Annotated in this window: 20 protein-coding genes and 1 tRNA gene; 10 read left to right on the top strand and 11 right to left on the bottom strand. The window is 72.0% G+C overall.

The genetic code is table 11. The features are described from left to right. Positions 1-52: 52 nt before the first annotated feature. From TR49_RS05740 to TR49_RS05725, 4 genes are all read right to left on the bottom strand, one after another. Positions 53-748 carry a hypothetical protein gene (locus TR49_RS05740; RefSeq protein ID WP_042377977.1) on the bottom strand — a complete coding sequence of 232 codons (696 nt, stop codon included), beginning with the start codon at positions 746-748 and terminating at the stop codon, positions 53-55. A 37-nt stretch (positions 749-785) separates the two neighbouring features. Continuing rightward, entirely contained in the window at positions 786-2,630 is a 1,845-nt protein-coding gene (locus TR49_RS05735) for a zinc metalloprotease (protein WP_042377970.1), read from the bottom strand. Positions 2,631-2,713: 83 nt separating this feature from the next. Continuing rightward, a complete protein-coding gene (locus tag TR49_RS05730; protein ID WP_042377969.1) occupies positions 2,714-2,932 on the bottom strand; it encodes a hypothetical protein in 219 nt (72 codons plus the stop codon). Positions 2,933-2,996: 64 nt separating this feature from the next. After that, entirely contained in the window at positions 2,997-3,215 is a 219-nt protein-coding gene (locus TR49_RS05725) for a hypothetical protein (protein WP_042377966.1), read from the bottom strand. 267 nt (positions 3,216-3,482) lie between these two features. Between TR49_RS05725 and TR49_RS05720 the strand changes: the two genes are divergently transcribed. The 3 genes from TR49_RS05720 to TR49_RS05710 all read left to right on the top strand — a co-directional run bounded on the left by TR49_RS05720 (position 3,483) and on the right by TR49_RS05710 (position 5,040). After that, the gene (locus TR49_RS05720) at positions 3,483-3,878 is read left to right on the top strand and encodes a helix-turn-helix domain-containing protein (RefSeq protein WP_042377963.1); all 396 of its coding nucleotides are present in this window, start codon (positions 3,483-3,485) and stop codon (positions 3,876-3,878) included. Positions 3,879-4,062: 184 nt separating this feature from the next. After that, the gene (locus tag TR49_RS05715; RefSeq protein WP_236653234.1) at positions 4,063-4,323 is read left to right on the top strand and encodes a hypothetical protein; all 261 of its coding nucleotides are present in this window, start codon (positions 4,063-4,065) and stop codon (positions 4,321-4,323) included. A 141-nt stretch (positions 4,324-4,464) separates the two neighbouring features. Continuing rightward, on the top strand, positions 4,465-5,040 hold the full coding sequence (locus TR49_RS05710) for a hypothetical protein (protein ID WP_042377961.1): 576 nt from the start codon (positions 4,465-4,467) through the stop codon (positions 5,038-5,040). 12 nt (positions 5,041-5,052) lie between these two features. Here the strand turns inward: TR49_RS05710 and TR49_RS05705 are convergent. After that, positions 5,053-5,135, bottom strand: a tRNA-Leu gene (locus tag TR49_RS05705). A gap of 238 nt (positions 5,136-5,373) precedes the next feature. Here TR49_RS05705 and TR49_RS05700 point away from each other — a divergent pair. Next, the gene (locus TR49_RS05700) at positions 5,374-5,895 is read left to right on the top strand and encodes an ATP-binding protein (protein WP_084724640.1); all 522 of its coding nucleotides are present in this window, start codon (positions 5,374-5,376) and stop codon (positions 5,893-5,895) included. Between the two features lie 185 nt (positions 5,896-6,080). On the opposite strand, the gene TR49_RS05695 is transcribed toward TR49_RS05700, so the two are convergent. Then, a complete protein-coding gene (locus TR49_RS05695; protein ID WP_042377958.1) occupies positions 6,081-7,202 on the bottom strand; it encodes an MBL fold metallo-hydrolase in 1,122 nt (373 codons plus the stop codon). 172 nt (positions 7,203-7,374) lie between these two features. On the opposite strand from TR49_RS05695, the gene TR49_RS46300 reads away from it, so the two are divergent. The 3 genes from TR49_RS46300 to TR49_RS05680 all read left to right on the top strand — a co-directional run bounded on the left by TR49_RS46300 (position 7,375) and on the right by TR49_RS05680 (position 12,114). Further along, entirely contained in the window at positions 7,375-9,759 is a 2,385-nt protein-coding gene (locus TR49_RS46300) for a thiamine pyrophosphate-binding protein (protein ID WP_084724602.1), read from the top strand. A gap of 99 nt (positions 9,760-9,858) precedes the next feature. After that, positions 9,859-10,449, top strand: coding sequence for a Uma2 family endonuclease (locus TR49_RS05685; protein ID WP_052434038.1), 591 nt, complete (start codon positions 9,859-9,861; stop codon positions 10,447-10,449). A 27-nt stretch (positions 10,450-10,476) separates the two neighbouring features. After that, positions 10,477-12,114, top strand: coding sequence for an ABC-F family ATP-binding cassette domain-containing protein (locus TR49_RS05680; RefSeq protein ID WP_042377957.1), 1,638 nt, complete (start codon positions 10,477-10,479; stop codon positions 12,112-12,114). 25 nt (positions 12,115-12,139) lie between these two features. On the opposite strand, the gene TR49_RS05675 is transcribed toward TR49_RS05680, so the two are convergent. Beyond that, complete coding sequence (locus tag TR49_RS05675; RefSeq protein WP_042377955.1) at positions 12,140-12,727, bottom strand: winged helix-turn-helix domain-containing protein; 588 nt, start codon at positions 12,725-12,727, stop codon at positions 12,140-12,142. A gap of 307 nt (positions 12,728-13,034) precedes the next feature. Here TR49_RS05675 and TR49_RS05670 point away from each other — a divergent pair, with 307 nt between their 5' ends. Next, complete coding sequence (locus tag TR49_RS05670) at positions 13,035-14,687, top strand: MFS transporter (protein WP_042377952.1); 1,653 nt, start codon at positions 13,035-13,037, stop codon at positions 14,685-14,687. Positions 14,688-14,766: 79 nt separating this feature from the next. Here the strand turns inward: TR49_RS05670 and TR49_RS05665 are convergent, their stop codons facing one another. Then, on the bottom strand, positions 14,767-15,411 hold the full coding sequence (locus TR49_RS05665; RefSeq protein WP_042377951.1) for a class I SAM-dependent methyltransferase: 645 nt from the start codon (positions 15,409-15,411) through the stop codon (positions 14,767-14,769). A gap of 73 nt (positions 15,412-15,484) precedes the next feature. Continuing rightward, positions 15,485-15,763: an early set domain-containing protein gene (locus TR49_RS05660; RefSeq protein ID WP_042377948.1), complete on the bottom strand. Its 279-nt coding sequence runs from the start codon at positions 15,761-15,763 to the stop codon at positions 15,485-15,487. Positions 15,764-15,894: 131 nt separating this feature from the next. Here TR49_RS05660 and TR49_RS05655 point away from each other — a divergent pair, with 131 nt between their 5' ends. After that, the gene (locus TR49_RS05655; RefSeq protein ID WP_042377946.1) at positions 15,895-16,692 is read left to right on the top strand and encodes a thioesterase family protein; all 798 of its coding nucleotides are present in this window, start codon (positions 15,895-15,897) and stop codon (positions 16,690-16,692) included. Positions 16,693-16,716: 24 nt separating this feature from the next. Here TR49_RS05655 and TR49_RS05650 read toward each other — a convergent pair whose 3' ends face one another. After that, positions 16,717-16,908 carry a hypothetical protein gene (locus TR49_RS05650; RefSeq protein ID WP_042377944.1) on the bottom strand — a complete coding sequence of 64 codons (192 nt, stop codon included), beginning with the start codon at positions 16,906-16,908 and terminating at the stop codon, positions 16,717-16,719. Between the two features lie 112 nt (positions 16,909-17,020). Between TR49_RS05650 and TR49_RS05645 the strand changes: the two genes are divergently transcribed. Continuing rightward, positions 17,021-17,833, top strand: coding sequence for an exodeoxyribonuclease III (locus TR49_RS05645; RefSeq protein WP_439654080.1), 813 nt, complete (start codon positions 17,021-17,023; stop codon positions 17,831-17,833). A 305-nt stretch (positions 17,834-18,138) separates the two neighbouring features. Here TR49_RS05645 and TR49_RS05640 read toward each other — a convergent pair whose 3' ends face one another. Then, complete coding sequence (locus TR49_RS05640; RefSeq protein WP_042377937.1) at positions 18,139-18,825, bottom strand: hypothetical protein; 687 nt, start codon at positions 18,823-18,825, stop codon at positions 18,139-18,141. Positions 18,826-19,045 lie beyond the last annotated feature (220 nt).

The raw sequence follows: 19,045 nt of genomic DNA, 5'->3' as shown, positions 1-19,045 counted from the left end.
GGGGGGGCCCCCCCCCGGAGGCCCGCCCCGCCGTCGTCCGCCGCGACTCGGGTCAGTGCTCGTCGAAGACCCGGTGCACCGTCACCTCGGGCTCCATCTGGGCCAGGGCGGAGACGCCCGGGCCCTTGGGTGCGGTGGCCGCGGCAGCCTTGAGGATCGCCGTCACCTGGGCGGCGAGCGCGTCCACCTGGCTCTTGAGCTGCGCGGTGGGCGCGGTCGAACGGCCCAGCGCGTCCAGCTTGCGGTGGATGTCGGCGAGTTGCCGCTCCGCCGTGGCGCTCAGCGTGAACGGGCGCGGAGTGGAGACGATGAACTGGTAGGCCCCCGCCAGCGTCTGGCAGCCGGCGCAGTGGACGTTCTCCGCGTTGCTGAGGTTCAGCGCGTTGAGGTGGATGTTCGTCCCGGCCATGGTCACGATCTGGAAGGAGAGCGCGACGGAACGGCAGGGGTCGTGCGGCGAGCAGTAGGCGGAGATCGCCTGCGCCTGGTTGCGGGCGCTCGCGGCGTAGAGCGTCCCGTACTGGTGGACGGTGAAGGAGTCCTGGAAGCGGGTCTCGTGCGCCCGGTCGGCCAGGGTGTGCGCGCCGTCGTTCGCCAGCGCGACGCCGGGCGGACCGCCGACGGCCTGGGCGACCCCGGCGGTCCCGCCGATGACGCCGAGCCCTGCGGTGGCGATCAGGCCGACGCGCAGGGCGCGGCGCGCGGCCCCCACCCGCGTGCGGGTCTTGCGGTGCGGATTGAGCTCCATGGTGTGCTGCTCCTCGCTGTGAACGGGCTGCTGGGGATTACCTGAGCGCCGCGGTGCCGGCACTCGTCGCGGCCGTCGTGGGCGGGGGAGGCGCCGTGGCGGACGTGGTGGGGGACGCCGTCGGCGTCGCGGAGAGGCTGGCCGTCGGGCCGGTGGTGGGGTGGGCCGTCGTCGTGCCGACGGTGGGGGTCGCGCTCGGGGACGTCCGGGTCGTCGCGGGCGGGGTGGGCGTGGCCGACGGGCTGACGGAGGCTTGCGGCGAGGCCGACGCGGAGCCGCTCGGCAACACGACGCCACCGGAGTGGCTGTGGCTCGAACTGGGGCTCGGCGTCGGGCCGCCGGTCGAACCGCCGCCGTGTCCGTGACGAGTGACCGGCGGGCTCGGCACGACGGTGGGCACCCCGGGCTGGAGCACGGGGACGATGGGCGGCTGGGCCGGCAGCGGCTTCGGGGTCAGGCCCACGAACCAGGCGCAGCACAGCCCCCCGGCGGCGACGAGGCCGACCGCGCACAGGGACGCGCGCAGGCGGGGCCTGCCGTCGGTGGCGCGGCGGGCGGCGCGCAGCAGACGTCCGGCCAGCCGGACGGAGAGGTAGGCCATGCCGGCGAGCGGGCAGACGAGCATCAGGCAGCCGAGCAGGCCGACGGTCCCCTCGGCGAGCTGGCCGTGCGCGAACGCGTCCGCGGTGCCGGAGAGTTGCTCGGTCAGCGAGCGGATGCCGGTGGCCAGGATGCGCGGCAGGTTCCACAGCGCGTAACCGAGGTCGCCCAGCAGCAGCGGGACCATGGTGCAGACCCAGGTCGTGACGATGACGCGGGCCGAGCGCTTGAGGTCGCGCACCTCGGGCGGGGTGGGACGGCCCGGGATCATGCTCAGCACGATCGGGCGGATCTTGCCGTAGAGGTCGGGGATGCCGGCCAGGTCGCCCAGGATGTAGTAGCCGTCGAGGCGGACGGCCGGCATCAGCTGTTCCAGGACCTCGAAGTGGCCGAGGTAGACGGCGCTGAGGAAGAACGGCTGACCGGTCAGCAGGTAACAGCCGGTCAGGCCGAGCATGAAGACGACGTTGAAGTAGACGCCGCCCAGGTCGGTGCGGATCCGGCCGGCCCGGCCGATCCGGTAGACGTCGGTGACGTCTGTGTACATCGAGGGCCAGATGAGGAAGAGGCCGCAACCGATGCAGCCGGGTCTCGCGCCGCCGTAGCGGCAAGCCGAGGCGTGGCCGAACTCGTGGAAGACCAGGGAGGCGACGGTGAGCGCGAACACGGCCAGCAGCAGCACCGGCTGGTCCAGCACGTTCAGCACCGGGGTCATCGCCCCGTAGTAGCCGAACAGCCACACGTCCATGCCGACCGCCGCGAGCAGCACGGCCGCGACGACGGCGGGGCGGTGCAGCCACGCCAGCGAGCGCCCGATCCGGGCGACGCGGCGCTCGTTGAAGAGCACCCGGTGGCCCTTGAGCGCCAGCAGCAGGTCCGAGCGCGGGGCGTCGACCTCGTCGTCCTCCTGACCGTAGGGGACGGTGACGCCCATCGGGATGAGCTTCTGCTCGATCAGGTAGGCGACGTTCTCCTCGCTGACCTCACGCCCGAAGAGACCGCTGACGCGGTGCGAGATCCCCTCGGTGTCGCGCTCCCCGTCGATCGCGCCGGCGACCAGGTGGAGCAGCCGGGACAACTGCACCACCTGGCCGTCCCCACGGCGGGCGATGTACCGGGGCTCGGTGAACCCGGAGCCCTGGTACTCGCCGTGAAGCCGCAGCCCAGCCGAGAGCCGGGGTACGGGGAACACCGGACCTGACGGGAACGGCGGCTGCACGGACGTGGCGAAGCCACCTGGACCGGGGACGACCGCGACCTCGGTCTCCACAGTGACTGTCATCTTGCGTATGTCCTCCCCGTAGGCGTGGGCCGGCTCCTCCTCCCCCGGGCCGGCCCACGCCGCGGTCGTGTCTGTTGCCTGGATTACTGCGAGATGACGATGGACTGCGCGGCCTCGGACTCCGCGTCCGCGCCGTTGGAGCCGATGTTCAGCGCACTGGAGTGGTTGTGCGCGTTGACGGTGGCGACGTGCTTGGTCACGTTGACCGTCTTGGTGAAGTTGAACTTCAGCCGGCCCAGCGCCTCACGGCCCGGCAGCAGCTCGGCCGACTCCGCGTCCAGCTCGTGCATGTCCATGCTCATGGTGTTCTCCTTCGGTGGTTTCACTCGTGGGTGTGGTGTTTCGCGCGGACTACCGCGCTGCGGACTACTGGTGGATGCTGATCGACTGCGACGCGTCGGCGGCGGCGGTCGCGTCGTGCGAGCCGATGTTCAGCGCGCTGGAGTTGTTGTGGGCGTTGACGGTGGCGACGTGCTTGGTCACGTTGACCGTCTTGGTGAAGTTGAACTTCAGCCGGCCCAGCGCCTCGCGGCCCGGCAGCAGCTCGGCCGACTCGGCGTCCAGCTCGCGAATGTCCATGCTCATGAGTCCCCCTCGGGGTGCGGTAGCGGTGGCGTCCGTCCAATTCCGTCGGACGCCTTGTCCAACGAGATTGGACAGTAGTCGGGTGACGATCGGTGACGCAAGGGTTTTCTGACGACTCTCTGTAACAGACTCGCAACAGAGAGAAATGTGCAGGTGAGCGGCGGTGGACCAGCCCGGAAAGGCGTGATCGCCCTAGAATCGAGGCCGCACGACCGCCGGTTCGGCCATCGTCCGGCCGGCCCGAGTGAACCCGAGGGAGGGTGCAGGGTGTCCAACGCACTGCAGGCGCTCATGCGAGAGCGACTGGATCGGCAGGGCTGGTCCTACGGCGACGTGGCCCGTCGGGGCGAGATCCCCCGCTCCACGGTGCACCACCTGGCGACCGCCGACCGACTGGTGCGCATGCCCCAGCCCGCCACGCTCGAGGGCCTGTCGCGCGGGCTCGAACTGCCGCTGGACACCATCCGCCGCGCCGCGGCCGAGGCCTGCGGCATCCACCTCTACGAGGCGGCGCCCGACCCCGAGGTCGACGTGCTCATCGCGAGCGTCCAGCAGCTGTCGCCGGAGAACCGGCGCCACGTCGCCGCACTCGTCGAATCCCTGCTCGAACGGAGCCGCCGACCCGAAGGTCAGGACGCCTCCGAGGGTGAGGCTTCGGACTGAAGTCGGATAAGGACGCCGGACTGCCCGAAACGGTTGCAGCTACGTCCGATTACGACCGGAATGAGCGAAAACGGCGATTGCCAGGGGCCAAAGCACCCTCCTGGGTTTAGCGTTCTCTGCCAACAGGGACCTCCGCCTTCGGCGGCCCCCTGTCGAACGTTGGCAACAAGGCCAGGGGGGACACGTGCTGGTCGTGCAAGGAGGCCCCACCACCGCGGTGGTCCGGGGCCGCACCGGGGAATCCGTCATCCTGCTCTCGGGCGAACTGCCCGCGGAACTGACGGAGGACGCCCTCGGACCGGTGCTGGACGTCGCATCTGCGGTCCTGGACGGCGAGGAGATGATCCTCTTCCGCCGCTGCCTCGACGCGCTGCGCCGCGGCGACATCAGCCGCACCCGTCGGATCGAGATCGACGGCGCGGTACTGACCGTCTACTCGGACTGACGACACTGACGATCCGTCACCGAAATCTGATCAGCCCTCCCGATCGAAGAACCGGGAGGGCTGGTCGTTTCCAGCCGCATGCAGGTCCAAACCTGCGTCCACGCAGTGCGTGCGGCGCGGTCCAACTCACCGGGAGCTGCCATGCCGGAGTTCGATGTGCCGGTCTCCTACTACACGTTCGCCGTCCAGGACGTGGCGGAGGTCGGCGAATGCTTCCCGGCCGGTCTGGTCGGTCTGGACGCGGCCGCGTTCGTGGAGGTCAGACCGGGGCGGTTGGATGTCACCACGGCAGTGCACACGCACCAGGTGGCGTTGATCGTTGACTTCCTCTCGGCCACGCCCACGCCTGCGATCGAGGAGCAGGTCGAGGCACGCGCCAGTGGCACGCTGACGCTCCCCTCGGGCGAGCTTGCAGTATGGGAGATGACGGGGCGGACTCCGCTGTCCTTCCGCTTGCCTCAGGGCTCCGGGACGTACGGCTTCGACGCCGTGTCGCGCGGACCCAAGGCGGCGCGGCAGGAGGAGTTGGAGGGCGAGGGCGGGCTCGTCGACGGTGGAGCGGACCCGGATCCGGTTCTGGCCGGCGCCGTAGGCAGGCCGGGGATTGGCATCTTCGGTCCGAGAGCAAGAGACTCGAAGTCTCACTGGGAACCAAATTGGCCCCCTCGATCGAGATCGAGGGGGCCAATCATGATCGTTCATGGCACGAAGCCTTGAACGATCCCCATGTGCGCGAGGGGGGACTTGAACCCCCACGCCCCGAAGGGCACTAGCACCTCAAGCTAGCGCGTCTGCCATTCCGCCACCCGCGCCGGTGGCCTGCGCGGTTCCCCGCGCTGACGTGCACAACAATACCAAGAAAACAGAGTGCTCCCGACCACCCGGTCTCCGATCGAAAGCCGTCACCCGAAACTGCATTTGGACACGCAACGTGCATCTTCGGTCACTTTGTGCGCTGAGGCCGCCCGGTGGGCAGGACAAGGCTGTGATAGGACGACCTCACTGCCCAGGAGCGACGACCACTGCTAGCCGAGGATGGCGGAACGAACCATGCATGTCCGCGGAGACCAGCCCTGCGAACCGCCACTCGCGACCGGGACCGTCCTCCCGGTCGGCGCGGATGTGACACCCCCGCCGGGCGTGGAGGGCGTCTGGCGCTTCGCCGCGCCGGCGGTGGACGTGACCGTGTCGCACGCCCGGCACGCCGTCCGCGATCTGCTGCTGGCGCAGGGCATCGCCGGTTCGGGGTACCAGGACCTGCTGGACGGCCTGCTGCTGATCGTCTCCGAGCTGGTCACCAACTCGGTGCGGCACGCGGCGCTGCTCTCCCCGGAGCTGGTGGTCGAGGTGGTCCTCGCCAACGGCTGGGTCCGCGTCTCGGTCGAGGACAGCCACCCCTACCGCCCCAAGGCGCTCTCCGAGGACTTCAACCGCCTCGGCGGCCGCGGCCTCCTCCTCGTCAAGGCGGTCACCGCGGAGTCCGGCGGCTCCTGCGACGTGGAACGCACCCCGGGCGGCGGAAAGATCATCTGGGTCGAACTCCCCATCCCCCGCCCAAGGCTGGGCACCTGAGCGCGACCCGCCAGGAGCGCGGGAAACCGCCGGCGCGCGCACGGCCCCGCACGCCCCGGACCATCCGCACCCCCCGGACCATCCGCATGCCGGTGGTTTCTCGCACCCACGCCGGGGCACCCCGGCCGCAGGCTGGGGGAGGAGCCGCGCATCAGCACGGCCCCACGCCCCTACGGGCGCGCGTCTCAGACGACCGAGCGCCACCAGTGGTCGAGCTTCGGGGGCGCGGCCGCGAGCAGACGCTCGCCCGGGCGGGGGACGGCAAGGGTGACGCCGGCCGCGTCGGCGGCCTCGCAGAGGCGCTCGACGGGCTCGGACCAGTCGTGCAGGCCGAGGACGAAGGTGCACCAGTGGACGGGGACGAGCAGTCCCCCGCGCACGTCCAGATGCGTCCGCAGCCCCTCCTCGGGCGTCATGTGGATGTCGGGCCAGTGCTCGCTGTACGCGCCGATCTGGATCAGCGTCAGGTCGAACGGGCCGAGCCGCTCGCCGGTCCTGCGGAAGCCGTCGAAGTAGCCGGAGTCACCGCTGTAGAAGACCCGGCGCTCCGCGCCGACGATCGCCCAGGAGCTCCACAGCGTGCCGTTGTTGCGGAAGCCACGGCCGGAGAAGTGGTAGGCCGCCGTGCACTCCAGGCGCAGGCCGCCGACCTCGACGGACTCGTCCCAGTCGAGCTCGATGACGCGGCCGCGCGGCACGCCCCACCGCTCCAGGTGGGCGCCGACACCCAACGGGACGACGAAGGGCGCGTCCTGGAGCCGGGCGAGGGCGCGGATTGTGTGCATGTCGAGGTGGTCGTAGTGGTCGTGCGAGATGAGGACGGCGTCGACGTCCGGCAGCCGCTCCAGCTCGACCGGCGGGCTGTGCAGGCGGCGCGGGCCGACAGACTGGGAGGGAGAGCAGCGCTCGGACCAGACCGGGTCGAGCAGGACCCGCTGGCCCTCGATCTCGACCAGCGCGCTGGAGTGGCCGAACCAGGTGACCGCGAGGTCCTCGCTTGCCTCCGCGGCGAGGTCGCGCACCAGTGGGATCGGGCGGGAGGGCTTGCGCTGCTGCTTGCCGAAGAGCAGCTCGCGGGCGACGCCTCCGCTGTCGGGGCGGGAGAACTCGCCCGTCCGCTCCGGGCCGGGCGGGTTGTGGAAGACGCCGTCTCGGTACTGCGGGGATTCCCTGAGGCGTTCGCCGCGTCCGCCGGAGGTCGGGTCGCCGCCGAAGGCGACCGGCACCTCGCGTGCCGCCCAGGCCGCAGCCGTCGCTCCCGCCACGCCGAGCCCTGCGGCGATCCTCCCCGCCCGGTTGAGTCCCATGCCCCGGCCCTCTCCTTGCTCCGTGCTTCTCGTACAACGACACAGCGACGACACAGCGACGCATCTCGGGAACGGTCGACCGGAAGCCGCTGTTCCCGAGTCCGGCGATCACTCGTGTGACCTGCGCCGCCGCACGGGTGACAGGCCGCGGCGCTTCGGGCACTCTGCTGGCATGGATCACCACCCTCATCCTCTCGACGGTGGTTCCACGGCCCCCGCGACGGCGACCCCGGCCGCGGCGGACCTGGAGCTGCTCGACGAGATCCAGCAGCGCGTGCTCTGGCTCGCCACCCGCATCGTCGACGCCGCCAACCACGACCGCGCCACCGGCGACGGCGTGAAGGTCGGCGGGCACCAGGCCTCCAGTGCGAGCCTGGTCGGCGCGATGACCGCGCTCTGGTTCGCCCACCTCGACGCCCCGGACCGGGTCAGCGTCAAGCCGCACGCCTCGCCGGTGTTCCACGCGATCCAGTACCTGCTCGGCAACCTGGACCGCTCCTACCTGACGACCCTGCGCTCCCGCGGCGGGCTGCAGTCCTACCCGAGCCGTACCAAGGACCCGGACCGGGTGGACTTCTCCACCGGCTCGGTCGGTCTGGGCCCCGCCGCCCCGCTGTTCGCCGCCGCGACCCGCCGGTACGTCGACGCCCACTTCGGCGCACGCCCGGCCTCGCGGTTCGTCGCCCTGATGGGTGACGCGGAGCTGGACGAGGGCAACGTCTGGGAGGCCATCGCCGACGACGCCACGCAGGGCCTCGGCAAGGTGATGTGGATCGTCGACTTCAACCGGCAGTCGCTCGACCGGGTGGTTCCCGGCGTGCGGATCGCGCAGTGGACGGCGCAGTTCGCCGCCGCGGGCTGGCACGTCGTCGAGGTGAAGTACGGACGCAGGCTGTCCGCCGCGTTCGAGCGGCCGGGCGGGGAGGCGCTGCGCGCCTGGATCGACACCATGCCGAACGAGCACTACCAGTCCCTCTTCGGGCTGTCCGGGCAGGACGTACGCAAGCAGTTCCTGGACGGCGCGCCGCAGACGGTCGCGGATTTCTGCGCGGGGATCCCCGACGCGGAGCTGGCGACGCTGGTGACCGACCTGGGCGGCCACGACCTGGGCTCGATGCTGGAGGCCTACGCGGAGTGCGACGCGGTCGCCGACCGGCCGAGCGTCGTGTTCGCGTACACGGTGAAGGGCTGGGGCCTGCCGACGGCCGGCAATCCGCGCAACCACTCGGCGCTGCTGACGACCGCTCAGGTGGACGAGTTGCGGGCCGCGCACGGGCTGACCGCCGCGACGGAGTGGGACCGCCTCGACCCGGCGACCCCGGCGGGTCGCCTCGCGGGCGACCGTGCCCGGCTGCTGTCCCGCCCGGCCGCGCCCTCGTTCGCCGCGCCCGCCGTCCCGGCGTCGAGCGGGCTGCGCACCGGCAAGCCGCTGTCGACCCAGGAGGCCTTCGGCCGGGTGCTGGCGGAGCTGTCGCGGCAGCCGGAGCTCGCACCGCTGCTGGTCACGACCGCGCCGGACGTCGCGACGTCGACGAACCTGGCCGGCTTCATCAACCGCACCGGCGTCTTCGCGCCGGTCGAGCGCCGCGCCTGGAACAGCGACCCGGTGCTGCGCTGGGCAGAGGGCCCGACGGGGCAGCACATCGAACTGGGCATCAGCGAGATGAACCTGTTCCTGCTGCTCGGCCAACTGGGCCTGTCCTGGGACCTGTCCGGCCGGCCGCTGGTGCCCGTCGGCACGGTCTACGACCCGTTCGTGCTGCGCGGCCTGGACGCGTTCGTCTACGCCGTCTACTCGGGCTCGCGCTTCATCGTCGCGGGCACCCCGTCGGGTGTGACGCTGGCCCCCGAGGGCGGCGCGCACCAGTCGACGATCACCCCGTCGGTGGGCCTGGAGCTGCCGAACACCGTCACCCTGGAGCCGGCCTTCGCCGGCGCGCTGGACTGGCTGCTGTGCGACGCGGTCGGCCAGGTCGCGCGTGGTGAGGGCGGGGCGCACTACTTCCGCCTCACCACGCGTCCGCTGGACCAGTCCCCGTTCGAGGCGGCGAGGGCCCGACTGGGCGAGGCGGTGCTGCGACGACAGGTGCTGGCGGGCGCCTACCGTCTGGTGGACGCGTCCGGCGTCGGCCCCGACGCGCCCGTAGTTCGCCTCGCCGCCTCCGGCGCGGTCCTGCCGGAGGTCCTGGCGGCCGCGGCGGAGCTCGCGGAGGAGGGCGTCGCGGCCCACGTCGTCGACGTGACCTCGCAGGACCTGCTCTACCGCGAGTGGCAGCGCACCCTGCGCGCGGGCTACCGCACCGCCCGGACCCCGGACTCCCCCGGCGCGCTGCGCGCCGCCTTCGGCTCCGACCGCCACGCCCCGCTGGTCACCGTCCACGACGCCGCCTCCCACTCCATGGCCTGGCTGGGCGCGGCCCTGGGCGTCCCGACGGTGCCACTGGGCGTCGACGCCTTCGGCCAGTCGGGCACGGTCGCGGACCTCTACGAGATCAACAACCTGGACTCGGGGTCGATCGTCAACGCGGCGCTCGCCGCGCTCAGCCTCGCGGAGTAGTCCCTCGTCCGGGGGTGGACGACGGTCCGCCCCCGGACGAGCGGCCGCGCTAGTCTGCGGGGTGACACATGTCACGCCCTGCTGCCACATGGAGGAGAGATGAGCGCACCGCCCGTTGACGACTCCCCTCTGGACGACGTCTGGGCGGCACTCGCGCACGTCGAGCACGACCCTGCCCTGGCAGGGTTCCGTGCCGAGCTCCTCGACGGGGTGATCTTCCTGTCCCCTCCTCCCGTGCCGGACCACGAGCGCATCATCGGAGACCTCGCCACCGAAGTCGTACTCCATGACTCAAAGCGCGAGTTGCGGTTCTGGGCGGGCGGCAGCGGCCTGCTGACCGAGTCCGGAAGCGGCGTACGACCGGATCTGATCGTGACGGACAAGGACGCCTTCAGCGGCGCCCGGGGCGAGTACAACCCCGTGGCCGGGGAGCCGATTCACCTGGTCGTGGAAGTGACCTCGCCGAGCACACGCGATCAGGACTACCACCGCAAGCGTCAGATCTACGCCGAGGCGGGTATCCCGTACTACCTGATCATCGACCGGCAGCAGCGGGTCTGCCTGCTCCACCGGCTCCCGGACGACGGCAGCCGGGCCTACGGCGAACCCGTCGCCCGCGTTCCCTTCGGCCAGGCGCTGTCCCTCCCGGAGCCCCTGTCCTTCGAGGTCGACACCGCGCAGTTCGGCTGACTCGCGGCCGGTAGGCTTACGGGCCTGATGACTGCCACTCTCGTCGCCAAAGACCTTGCCGCCGGACACGGCGAGCGCGTGCTGTTCTCCGGGCTCGACCTGGTCGTCGCCCCCGGCGACGTGATCGGGCTGGTGGGGGTGAACGGCGCCGGAAAGTCCTCGTTGCTGAAGCTGCTCGCCGGGGTCGACACCCCCGAGGGCGGCAGCATCAAGCTGAGCCCGCCGACCGCGACCGTCGGCTACCTGCCGCAGGAGCCCGACCGGCGCCCCGGCGAAACCGTGGGGGCGTTCCTCGCCCGCCGGACCGGGGTCGCCGCTGCGCAGGCCGCGCTGGACGAGGCGACGCAGGGGCTGGTCGACGGGACTCCGGGCGCGGACGACGCGTACGCCGTCGCGCTGGACCGGTGGCTGGACCTGGGCGGCGCGGATCTGGAGGAGCGCGCCGAGGCCGTCGCCGACGAGCTGGGGCTCGCCGTCGGGCTGGACCAGGAGATGACCTCGCTCTCCGGCGGCCAGGCCGCCCGCGCGGGCCTCGCCTCGCTCCTGCTCTCCCGCTACGACGTGTTCCTGCTGGACGAGCCCACCAACGACCTGGACCTGGACGGCCTGGAGCGGCTCGAGGCCTTCGTCCAGGGCCTGCGGGCCGGGACGGTGTTGGTCAGCCACGACCGCGAGTTCCTCACCCGCACCGTCAACGCGGTGCTGGAGCTGGACCTGCACCAGCAGCAGGTCAACCAGTTCGGCGGCGGCTACGCCTCCTACCTGGAGGAGCGCGAGCGCGCCCGGCGGCACGCGCGGGCCGAGTTCGAGGAGTACGCCGACACCGTCTCGGGTCTGGAGGCGCGGGCGCGGATGCAGCGCTCGTGGATGGAGAAGGGCGTCAAGAACGCCCGCCGCAAGAACAGCGACAACGACAAGCAGGGCAAGGCGTTCCGCACCGAGTCGACGGAGAAGCAGGCGGCCAAGGCGCGGCAGACGCAGCGGCTGATCGAGCGGCTGGACGTGGTCGAGGAGCCGCGCAAGGAGTGGGAGCTGCGGATGGAGATCGCCGCCGCCCCGCGCGCGGGCGCGGTGGTGGCGACGCTGCGCGGCGCGCAGGTCAAGCGCGGCGGCTTCACCTTCGGGCCGGTGGACCTCCAGGTGGACTGGGGGGACCGGATCGCGGTCACCGGCCCCAACGGCGCAGGCAAGTCGACGCTGCTGGCCGCCCTGCTGGGTCGGCTCCCGCTGGACGCGGGCCACGCGGCGCTCGGCCCCGGCGTCGTGGTGGGCGAGGTGGACCAGGCGCGCGGTCTCTTCCACGGCGAGCTGCCCCTCGCGGAGGCCTTCGGCGCGGCCGTGCCGGACCTCTCCCCCGGCGACGTGCGCACGCTGCTGGCCAAGTTCGGCCTCAAGGCGGTGCACGTGCTGCGTCCGGCGGCGACGCTCTCGCCCGGTGAGCGCACCCGGGCCGCGCTCGCGCTGCTCCAGGGCCGGGGCGTGAACCTGCTGGTGCTGGACGAGCCGACGAACCATCTGGACCTGGCCGCCATCGAGCAGTTGGAGTCGGCGCTGGCCTCCTACGACGGCACGCTGCTGCTGGTCACCCACGACCGCAGGATGCTGGACGCGGTGGAGACCAACCGCCGGATCCACGTGGCGGACGGGCGGATCAGCGAGAGCTGAGCCGTCCGCCCGCGCGGGCACGGCACTAACGGACCGGCGGCACGTACTTGTAGCCCACCCGCCGGACCGTCACGATCTGTCCCCGGTAGGCCGTTCCGAGCTTGCGGCGGAGCCGGGCCACGTGGACGTCGACGGTGCGTCCGTCGCCGACGTGGCCGTAGCCCCAGACCGCCTCGACGAGACGGTCGCGGGTGTGCACGAGGTGCGGGTGCGCGGCCAGGTGGGCGAGGAGCTCGAACTCGAGGTAGGTGAGCTCCAGTTGCTCGCCGTCGAGGTGGACGGTGCGCAGCTCCCGGTCGATGGCGAGGCCGTCGGCGTCCGCCGTGGCGGGCCTGTGGGCGGACACGGAGCCGGGCACGGAGCCGGGCACCGGCACGGAGGGCGGCAAGGGCGCGGCGCCGAGGGCGGGCGCGGTGCCGAAGGTGGGTGCGACCCCCTCCGGCACCAGGACGAGGTAGCCGACCAGCGGCGCTCCGGCCGCGGCGTCGAGCTGGAGTTCGCTGACGACGTGCGGCGGCAGCCGGTACACGCCGGGCCGCACCGGTTCGTCGGGCTTGACGGAACGCAGCCGGGGCACGGCGGGACGGACAGGGTTCAGCACGGGAACAGACATGGCAGGACTCGATTCGCGCGAAAGGGACGGGGCGGCGTCTGCGCGCGGAATGGCCCGAAGTGGGAAGGACTCAGGCCTGCGCGCCGGTCGAGCGGCGACAGGTCTGGTCGAAGTGGAACTGCTGGCGCGAGGGCCAGAACGGTTCGAGGACGTTGTCCATGGGGCCATTGAACCAGATCGTGGCCGTGGCCGCTCTTCCCTTCTTTCTGACGGACTGTTAGATACACGGTGCGGACGCCCAGCTCGGGCCTCCGTCGTGGCCGGATCCACCCACCCTGGAGCCACCCTGGACCCAAGGAGCCGCCCTGTGACATCCGCACCTACGAGCGTCGACCCGGCTCCGAGACCCGGGCCGGAACCCGAACCGGAATCCACCAACCGCCTCGACGGCGCCTCACGGCTGCGCATCTTCGCGGTCATCCTGGTCGTGGTGCTCTTCGCCGAGATCGCCGCGCTGCAGTACACGATGGTCGCCTCGGCCGCGCGCCAGATCGCGCCGAGCTTTCCCGGCGTCGGCGCCAACATCAGCTGGATGGTCATCATCTTCGGCCTGGTCGGCGGGGCCACCACCCCGCTCCTGGGCAAGCTGTCCGACCTGTGGGGCAAGCGCCGGACGATGCTGCTGACGGGGGTGTCCTTCGCCGTCGGCACACTCGTCTGCGCGCTCACCCACACCTGGTGGGTCTTCCTGGTCGGCCGGGCGCTGGAGGCGGTGGCCATCTCCGCCCCGACCGTCGCCTACGGCCTCTTCCGCGACATCCTGCCGCGTCGCTACATCCCGGCGGCGATCGGCGTCATCGCCACCGGCCTCGGCATGTCGGCGCTGGCCGCGCCGCTGATCGGCGGCTCGCTGGTGGACGCGCACGGATGGCGCTGGCTCTTCTGGTTCCTGCTCATCTTCGTCGGCGTCATGGTGCCGCTGATGTGGCTGGTGGTGCCGGAGTCCACCCTGCGCACCCGCCAGCGCCTGGACGTCGGCGGCGCGCTGCTGCTCGGCGGCGGCGTGGGCCTGGTCCTGGTCTACCTCTCCAACGGCACGACCTGGGGCTGGGGCCGGCTGGACTCGCTCGGCTACCTCCTCGGCGGGCTGGCCATGCTGGTCGCGTTCCTGCTGGTGGAGCGGGTCGTGTCGCAGCCCATCATGGATCCGCGGCTGCTCCTGTCGCCGCGGGTGCTGATGATCCTCGGCGCGGCCACGCTCGGCAGCATGGTCATCGGCATCCAGGGCTACAGCATCCCCTACATGCTGCAGACCCCGAACGAGCAGCAGCTGCACGCGAGCATCCTGCAGGTCGCACTCTCGGGCGGCGCCGGGCAGACGCTCCCGCCGGCGATGGCCCCGCTGTTCCACACCGTCTTCAACTCCACGCTGGCCTTCGGCCTGGGCGCCTCGCTGCTGGCCTACGGCTACTACTCCGCGGTCTACTCCGGTGGCGTCGGCATGCTCTCCGGCGCGGGGGCGGGCGAGCTCGCCCGCAAGACCGGCCCGCGACTGCCGCTGGTCATCGCGATGGCGATGTTCACCCTCTCCACGGTGCTGTACGCGTACTTCCCGCACTCCAAGTGGCAGTACGGGCTGTTCGCGGCGGTCTTCGGGATCGGCTTCGGCGCGTTCTACGCCGCCTGCCCGAACCTGATGATGGAGGCGGTGCCCGCCCGTCAGCAGGGCATCAGCGCAGGGATGCTGGGCGTCGTCAACAGCCTGGCGACCTCGGTCGGGACGGGCGCGCTGACGGCGTTCCTGGCCGGACACGCGCTCCAGGTGAAGGTGCAGATCACGGGCGTCCCGGAGGCCACGACGGGCGGCTTCCACCCGGTGACCTCGCTGTACGGCTTCGCCGGCTACCAGAACGGCCTGCTGCTGGCGGCGGGCTGCGGTGCGGTCGGGCTGGTCGTCGCCCTGCTCATGCGCCACGGCCGCACCCCTGCCACCGGGGGCGAGGCCACCGACCAGGGTTGACGCCTCGACGGGCGGAAGGATGGACGCGGCGACCGCCGGACGGCGGGCGCCGCGTCGTCGGATGCTCAACCAGTCGGCTTCAGCGCACGGCCGTGCCGAGGATGTGCGGGGTCGAGGGCGACGGCACACGCGTCTCCGGGAAGGCGAACGCGTCGAGCTCGGTGATGGTGAACCCGGCGGCCTCGATCGCGGAGCGGGTGTCGCGGCCGGTGCGGCAGCCGCCCGCGAGCAGCGGCCAGAACGTGGCGTCGACCGCGCGCTGGACGCGGCGCATGCGCGGGGACTCCGCCTGCACGTGCTCGAAGAACCGCAGCTCGCCGCCGGGCCGCAGCACCCGCCAGAGCTCGGTCAGGGCTGCGTGCTGGTTCGGGATCGAGCACAGCGTCAGGCAGACGACCGCGGCGTCGAACGACTCCTCCGCCGCGGGGATCCGCTCGGCCCGCCCGGCCACCACCTCGACCGGCACCGAGGCGGTGAGCGCCGCCTGCTCGGCGAGGGCGCGCAGGTCCGGCTCGGGCTCGACGGCGAGCACGCGGGTCACCTCGGGCGGGTAGTGGGCGAAGTTCAGCCCGTTGCCCGCACCGATCTCGACGACCTCGCCGGTCAGCCCTGCCAGCAGCCGCCTCCGGTGCTCCGCGATACCGGCCTTCTCGAGCGCGGGGCCGATGGCCTTCGACCAGAGCCGGGCGAAGACGGGATGACGGACGGCCTGTCGCGGAGCCATGGGCGGTCACCGGATTCCTGTGGAGGGGTGGTGCCGACGATACGCCGCCTACCGCCCGTTTCGTCGCATTCGCCTACTCGAGGCGGATCAGGCTGCCCTGCGGGTCGATCCGGTCCGCCGCCTCGTCGTCGAACCAGACGCCGCCGGTGGCGAGGTAGCGGAAGCGGTGCTCGCCGGGCGGGAAGGAGATGCTCACCGTGCGGGTGCCGTCGCGGCGTTGGACCAGCTCGGCAGTGCCGGGCTGCCAACCGTTGAAGTCGCCGACCACGCTCACCACCCCCACCGGCACCTGAGCCGGAAGCCGGAACGTCACCCGGGTCTTGCCGCCGAACAGTCGCGTCCGCGTGAGCATCGCGTCGCCTCCCCTACCGCTCCCTCCGCACGGATTTCCGTGCGCCGCGCACCAGCATGGCCGATGCCGCGCGCAGGTGAAAGGCGGCCCCGGTCTCCCGCGGAACCCCACCGAATGGTTACCCTTCGGTAATGACCGCCAGTGCGTTCTTCCTGCCCCTCGGCGAGCAGCGCTTCGCCGCCACCGCCGCGACCCGGGGGCCGTGGTCTCCCGACAGTCAGCACGCCGGTCCCCCGGCGGCGCTGCTCGGCCGCGCGGTCGAGCGACGTGAGGGCGCCCGCGAGGGTTTCCGCGTCGTGCGGATGACCTTCGAGATCCTGCGGCCGGTGCCGCTGGGCGAGGTCAGCGTCGCCGTGCGGGAGGCGGAGACCGGGCGCAGCGTCGAGCGCGTGGAGGCCGAACTGCGCACCGCCGAGGGCAAGGTGGCCGTGCGCGCGCAGGCCCTGCGGATCCGCGTCGGGGAGCCCGCCGAGCTCGCGGACCTGCCGACGATCGAGTCGCCACTCGCCGTGCCGGGCCCCGAGCAGTCCGCCGCGCAGGTCTTCCCGATGCCGTGGGACGAGGGCTACCACACGGCGATGGAGATGCGCTTCGCCCACGGCTCGGCCACCGAGCGGGGTCCGGCCGCCGCCTGGTTCCGGATGCGGCTGCCGCTGGTCGCCGACGAGGAGACCTCGGGCCTGTGCCGGGTGCTGATCGCCGCGGACTCCGGCAACGGCATCTCCGGCACGCTGGACTTCCGCCGCCACACCTACGTCAACCCCGACCTGTCGGTCCACCTCCGGCGGCCGCCGGAGGGCGAGTGGGTGGGCCTGGACGCGCAGACCAGCGTGGACCAGGCGGGCATCGGGCTCGCGGACGCGCTGCTGCTGGACGAGAAGGGCGTCATCGGCCGCTCCGCCCAGAGCCTGTTCATCGCCGCGCGCTGAGCGCGGCGGCCGGCCCGGGGTTCCTCAGCCGGGTCTCTTCGCGTGCCGGCGCGCGCTGATCTGCGCGCGCTCGGCCGCGGCCTGCTTCTCGTAGCCGGGCGGGGTCACGGTGTAGGTGCACTGCCCGCAGACGTAGCCGCCGTCGGGACCCAGATGCACCGCGGCCCCGCACCAGACGCAGTTCGTGCTGTCGTAGTCGTCGGGGCTCGAGGTCATGTTCGGAGCGTAGCGGGTGGGGGCAGGTCCCGGCTGCGGCGCGTCGTAAGGTGGTCCGGGCGCGTCGCCGGTGCGACCGCCTGGAACCGACTCGTGAGGAATGAGCTCCCAGGTGATCATCACCACCGTGAACGTCAACGGCCTGCGCGCCGCCTCGGGCAAGGGCTATGTCGAGTGGCTCGCGAACACCGCGGCGGACGTCGTCTGCCTGCAGGAGGTACGAGCCGAGCCCGCGCAGCTCCTGGCCGAGGTCGCGGCGCCGGCCGGGTGGCACGTGCTGTGGGCGCCCTCGAGGACGGCCAAGGGCCGGGCGGGCGTCGCGGTCCTGTCGCGGCGCGAGCCGGACCGCATGAAGATCGGCTTCGGCTCGGACGAGTTCGACGGCTCCGGCCGCTACGCGGAGATCGACCTGCCGGGCGTCACCGTCGCCAGCCTCTACCTCCCCTCGGGCGAGGTCGGCACCCCGCGCCAGGACGAGAAGGAACGCTTCATGGGCGAGTTCCTCGACCACCTGAAGGCCCTGCGCGCGCGTGCCGCCGAACAGGGCCGCGAGGTCGTGGTCTGCGGGGACTGGAACATCGCCCACCGCGAGGCGGACCTGAAGAACTGGAAGGCCAACCAGAAGAACGCCGGCTTCCTCCCGGAGGAGCGGGCCTGGCTCAGCCGCGTCTTCGACGAGCTCGGCTACGTCGACACCGTCCGCAGCCTGCACCCGGACGTGACCGGCCCGTACTCGTGGTGGTCCTACCGGGGCCGCGCGTTCGACCAGGACAGCGGCTGGCGGATCGACTACGTGGTCACCACGCCCGGCCTCGCCGCCCGCGCCACCGGCGGCGTCGTGGAACGCGCCGCCTCCCACCCGGAGCGGTGGAGCGACCACGCGCCGGTGACGGTCACTTTCGACTGGGACCCGCCGGTGTCCTGACGGCCGTTCAGTCTCCCGCAGCGCGCGCCGCCGTGACGACCACGGCGGTGTAGTGCACAACTCGGGCGCGTCGTGGCGAACGCGCTCGGTGCGTCGCTGCCACACTAGGGCCGGTCTTCTAGCCGCCGTCGGATCAGCCCGGGTCGCCTGGCGCGGTCAGATGCCAGGCGGAGGGTCGTCCTCCGCCTGGGTGTGCTTGGGCGATCCGACAACGCAGCGTGGGGCGCCTGCCGGCCGAAGGCTGGGGGGAGGCCGTGCCAGGCGGGCCCGGCGGGGGCTTGAAGTCAGGCCGCCCGCGGCGGCGCTCAGCGCCAGGCCGCGGCGACCGCGGGGCGGCCCGCAGCGCGGGCGAGGTCCGCGATCGCGTCGCTCTTGACGAACCAGGCCGTACCGAAGGCGAAAACCGAGACGGACTCCCCCGCGAACACCGGTGTCAGCCCGCCCGTGCCGGTGAAGTGGAGCAGGTCGGCGAAGAGTATGCCCGCGATGCACAGGCCGATGACCGTCCCGCAGACCAGGTAGATGCGTCGGCGCAGCGGGCCGTCGGGCTCGGACTCGTCCCGGAAGAGGCGGATGCAGAAGACCGCGAGGGCGGCGAAGACGGCGGCGGCGGAGACCACGTGGATCTCACCGAGGACCTTCTGCGTCGTCGACGGGTGGGCGACGATGGAGGACGGCGGTTCCATCGGGCACATCGCGACCACCACCGCGAACAGGCCCGCCACCGAACTCCACACGTCCTCACGGCGGTTGTGGCGGTAGCAGAGCAGGATCACGCCGATGGCCCACAGGCCGCCGACGAAGACGTTGCGCATGTGGGTGTAGTAGGAGCCGCTCAGCGAGGCCAGCAGGCCGAGGTGCGCGGAGATGATGCTGTTGCCGAGCGGCAGCACGATCGGCAGCGCCAGGCCGACGATGCCGACGCCCAGCCGCAGGCGCTTGACGGTAGTGGTGTCCTGGTCGGTTGGGACGGCCGTCTCGACAGTCGTCATGCGTCACACCCCCTGGACCGGCGACGGCGGGCACCACTCCGCTTTCGTGACGCCCTGCAACGGTCATACGCGCAGCGTGACGGCGTGTCAATCGAACGAACAGGTTTCCACAACCGCTGCGAGATCCCGAGAGCCGCCGGTGTGCCGGACGCCCGGTCACCGTGGGGGTGGCCGGGCGTCGGTGGGGGTTTCGGGTGTCAGCTGGCTTCGGGTGTCGGCT

It is taken from the genome of Streptacidiphilus melanogenes (assembly GCF_000787835.1).
GTDB lineage: Bacteria > Actinomycetota > Actinomycetes > Streptomycetales > Streptomycetaceae > Streptacidiphilus > Streptacidiphilus melanogenes.
Note: the sequence above shows the minus strand (reverse complement) of the source record. Positions and strands in the feature narration are given on the sequence as shown.

Excerpts from the sequence above, each read along its gene's own strand:
- TR49_RS05725 (WP_042377966.1), bottom strand. The coding sequence starts at position 3,215 with ATGAGCATGGACATTCGCGAGCTGGACGCCGAGTCGGCCGAGCTGCTG.
- TR49_RS05700 (WP_084724640.1), top strand. The coding sequence starts at position 5,374 with ATGCATGTCCGCGGAGACCAGCCCTGCGAACCGCCACTCGCGACCGGG.
- TR49_RS05660 (WP_042377948.1), bottom strand. The coding sequence starts at position 15,763 with ATGCTCACGCGGACGCGACTGTTCGGCGGCAAGACCCGGGTGACGTTC.
- TR49_RS05735 (WP_042377970.1), bottom strand. The coding sequence starts at position 2,630 with ATGACAGTCACTGTGGAGACCGAGGTCGCGGTCGTCCCCGGTCCAGGT.
- TR49_RS05710 (WP_042377961.1), top strand. The coding sequence starts at position 4,465 with ATGCCGGAGTTCGATGTGCCGGTCTCCTACTACACGTTCGCCGTCCAG.
- TR49_RS05685 (WP_052434038.1), top strand. The coding sequence starts at position 9,859 with ATGAGCGCACCGCCCGTTGACGACTCCCCTCTGGACGACGTCTGGGCG.
- TR49_RS05665 (WP_042377951.1), bottom strand. The coding sequence starts at position 15,411 with ATGGCTCCGCGACAGGCCGTCCGTCATCCCGTCTTCGCCCGGCTCTGG.
- TR49_RS05730 (WP_042377969.1), bottom strand. The coding sequence starts at position 2,932 with ATGAGCATGGACATGCACGAGCTGGACGCGGAGTCGGCCGAGCTGCTG.
- TR49_RS05640 (WP_042377937.1), bottom strand. The coding sequence starts at position 18,825 with ATGACGACTGTCGAGACGGCCGTCCCAACCGACCAGGACACCACTACC.
- TR49_RS05695 (WP_042377958.1), bottom strand. The coding sequence starts at position 7,202 with ATGGGACTCAACCGGGCGGGGAGGATCGCCGCAGGGCTCGGCGTGGCG.
- TR49_RS05675 (WP_042377955.1), bottom strand. The coding sequence starts at position 12,727 with ATGTCTGTTCCCGTGCTGAACCCTGTCCGTCCCGCCGTGCCCCGGCTG.
- TR49_RS05740 (WP_042377977.1), bottom strand. The coding sequence starts at position 748 with ATGGAGCTCAATCCGCACCGCAAGACCCGCACGCGGGTGGGGGCCGCG.
- TR49_RS05680 (WP_042377957.1), top strand. The coding sequence starts at position 10,477 with ATGACTGCCACTCTCGTCGCCAAAGACCTTGCCGCCGGACACGGCGAG.
- TR49_RS05655 (WP_042377946.1), top strand. The coding sequence starts at position 15,895 with ATGACCGCCAGTGCGTTCTTCCTGCCCCTCGGCGAGCAGCGCTTCGCC.
- TR49_RS05650 (WP_042377944.1), bottom strand. The coding sequence starts at position 16,908 with ATGACCTCGAGCCCCGACGACTACGACAGCACGAACTGCGTCTGGTGC.
- TR49_RS46300 (WP_084724602.1), top strand. The coding sequence starts at position 7,375 with ATGGATCACCACCCTCATCCTCTCGACGGTGGTTCCACGGCCCCCGCG.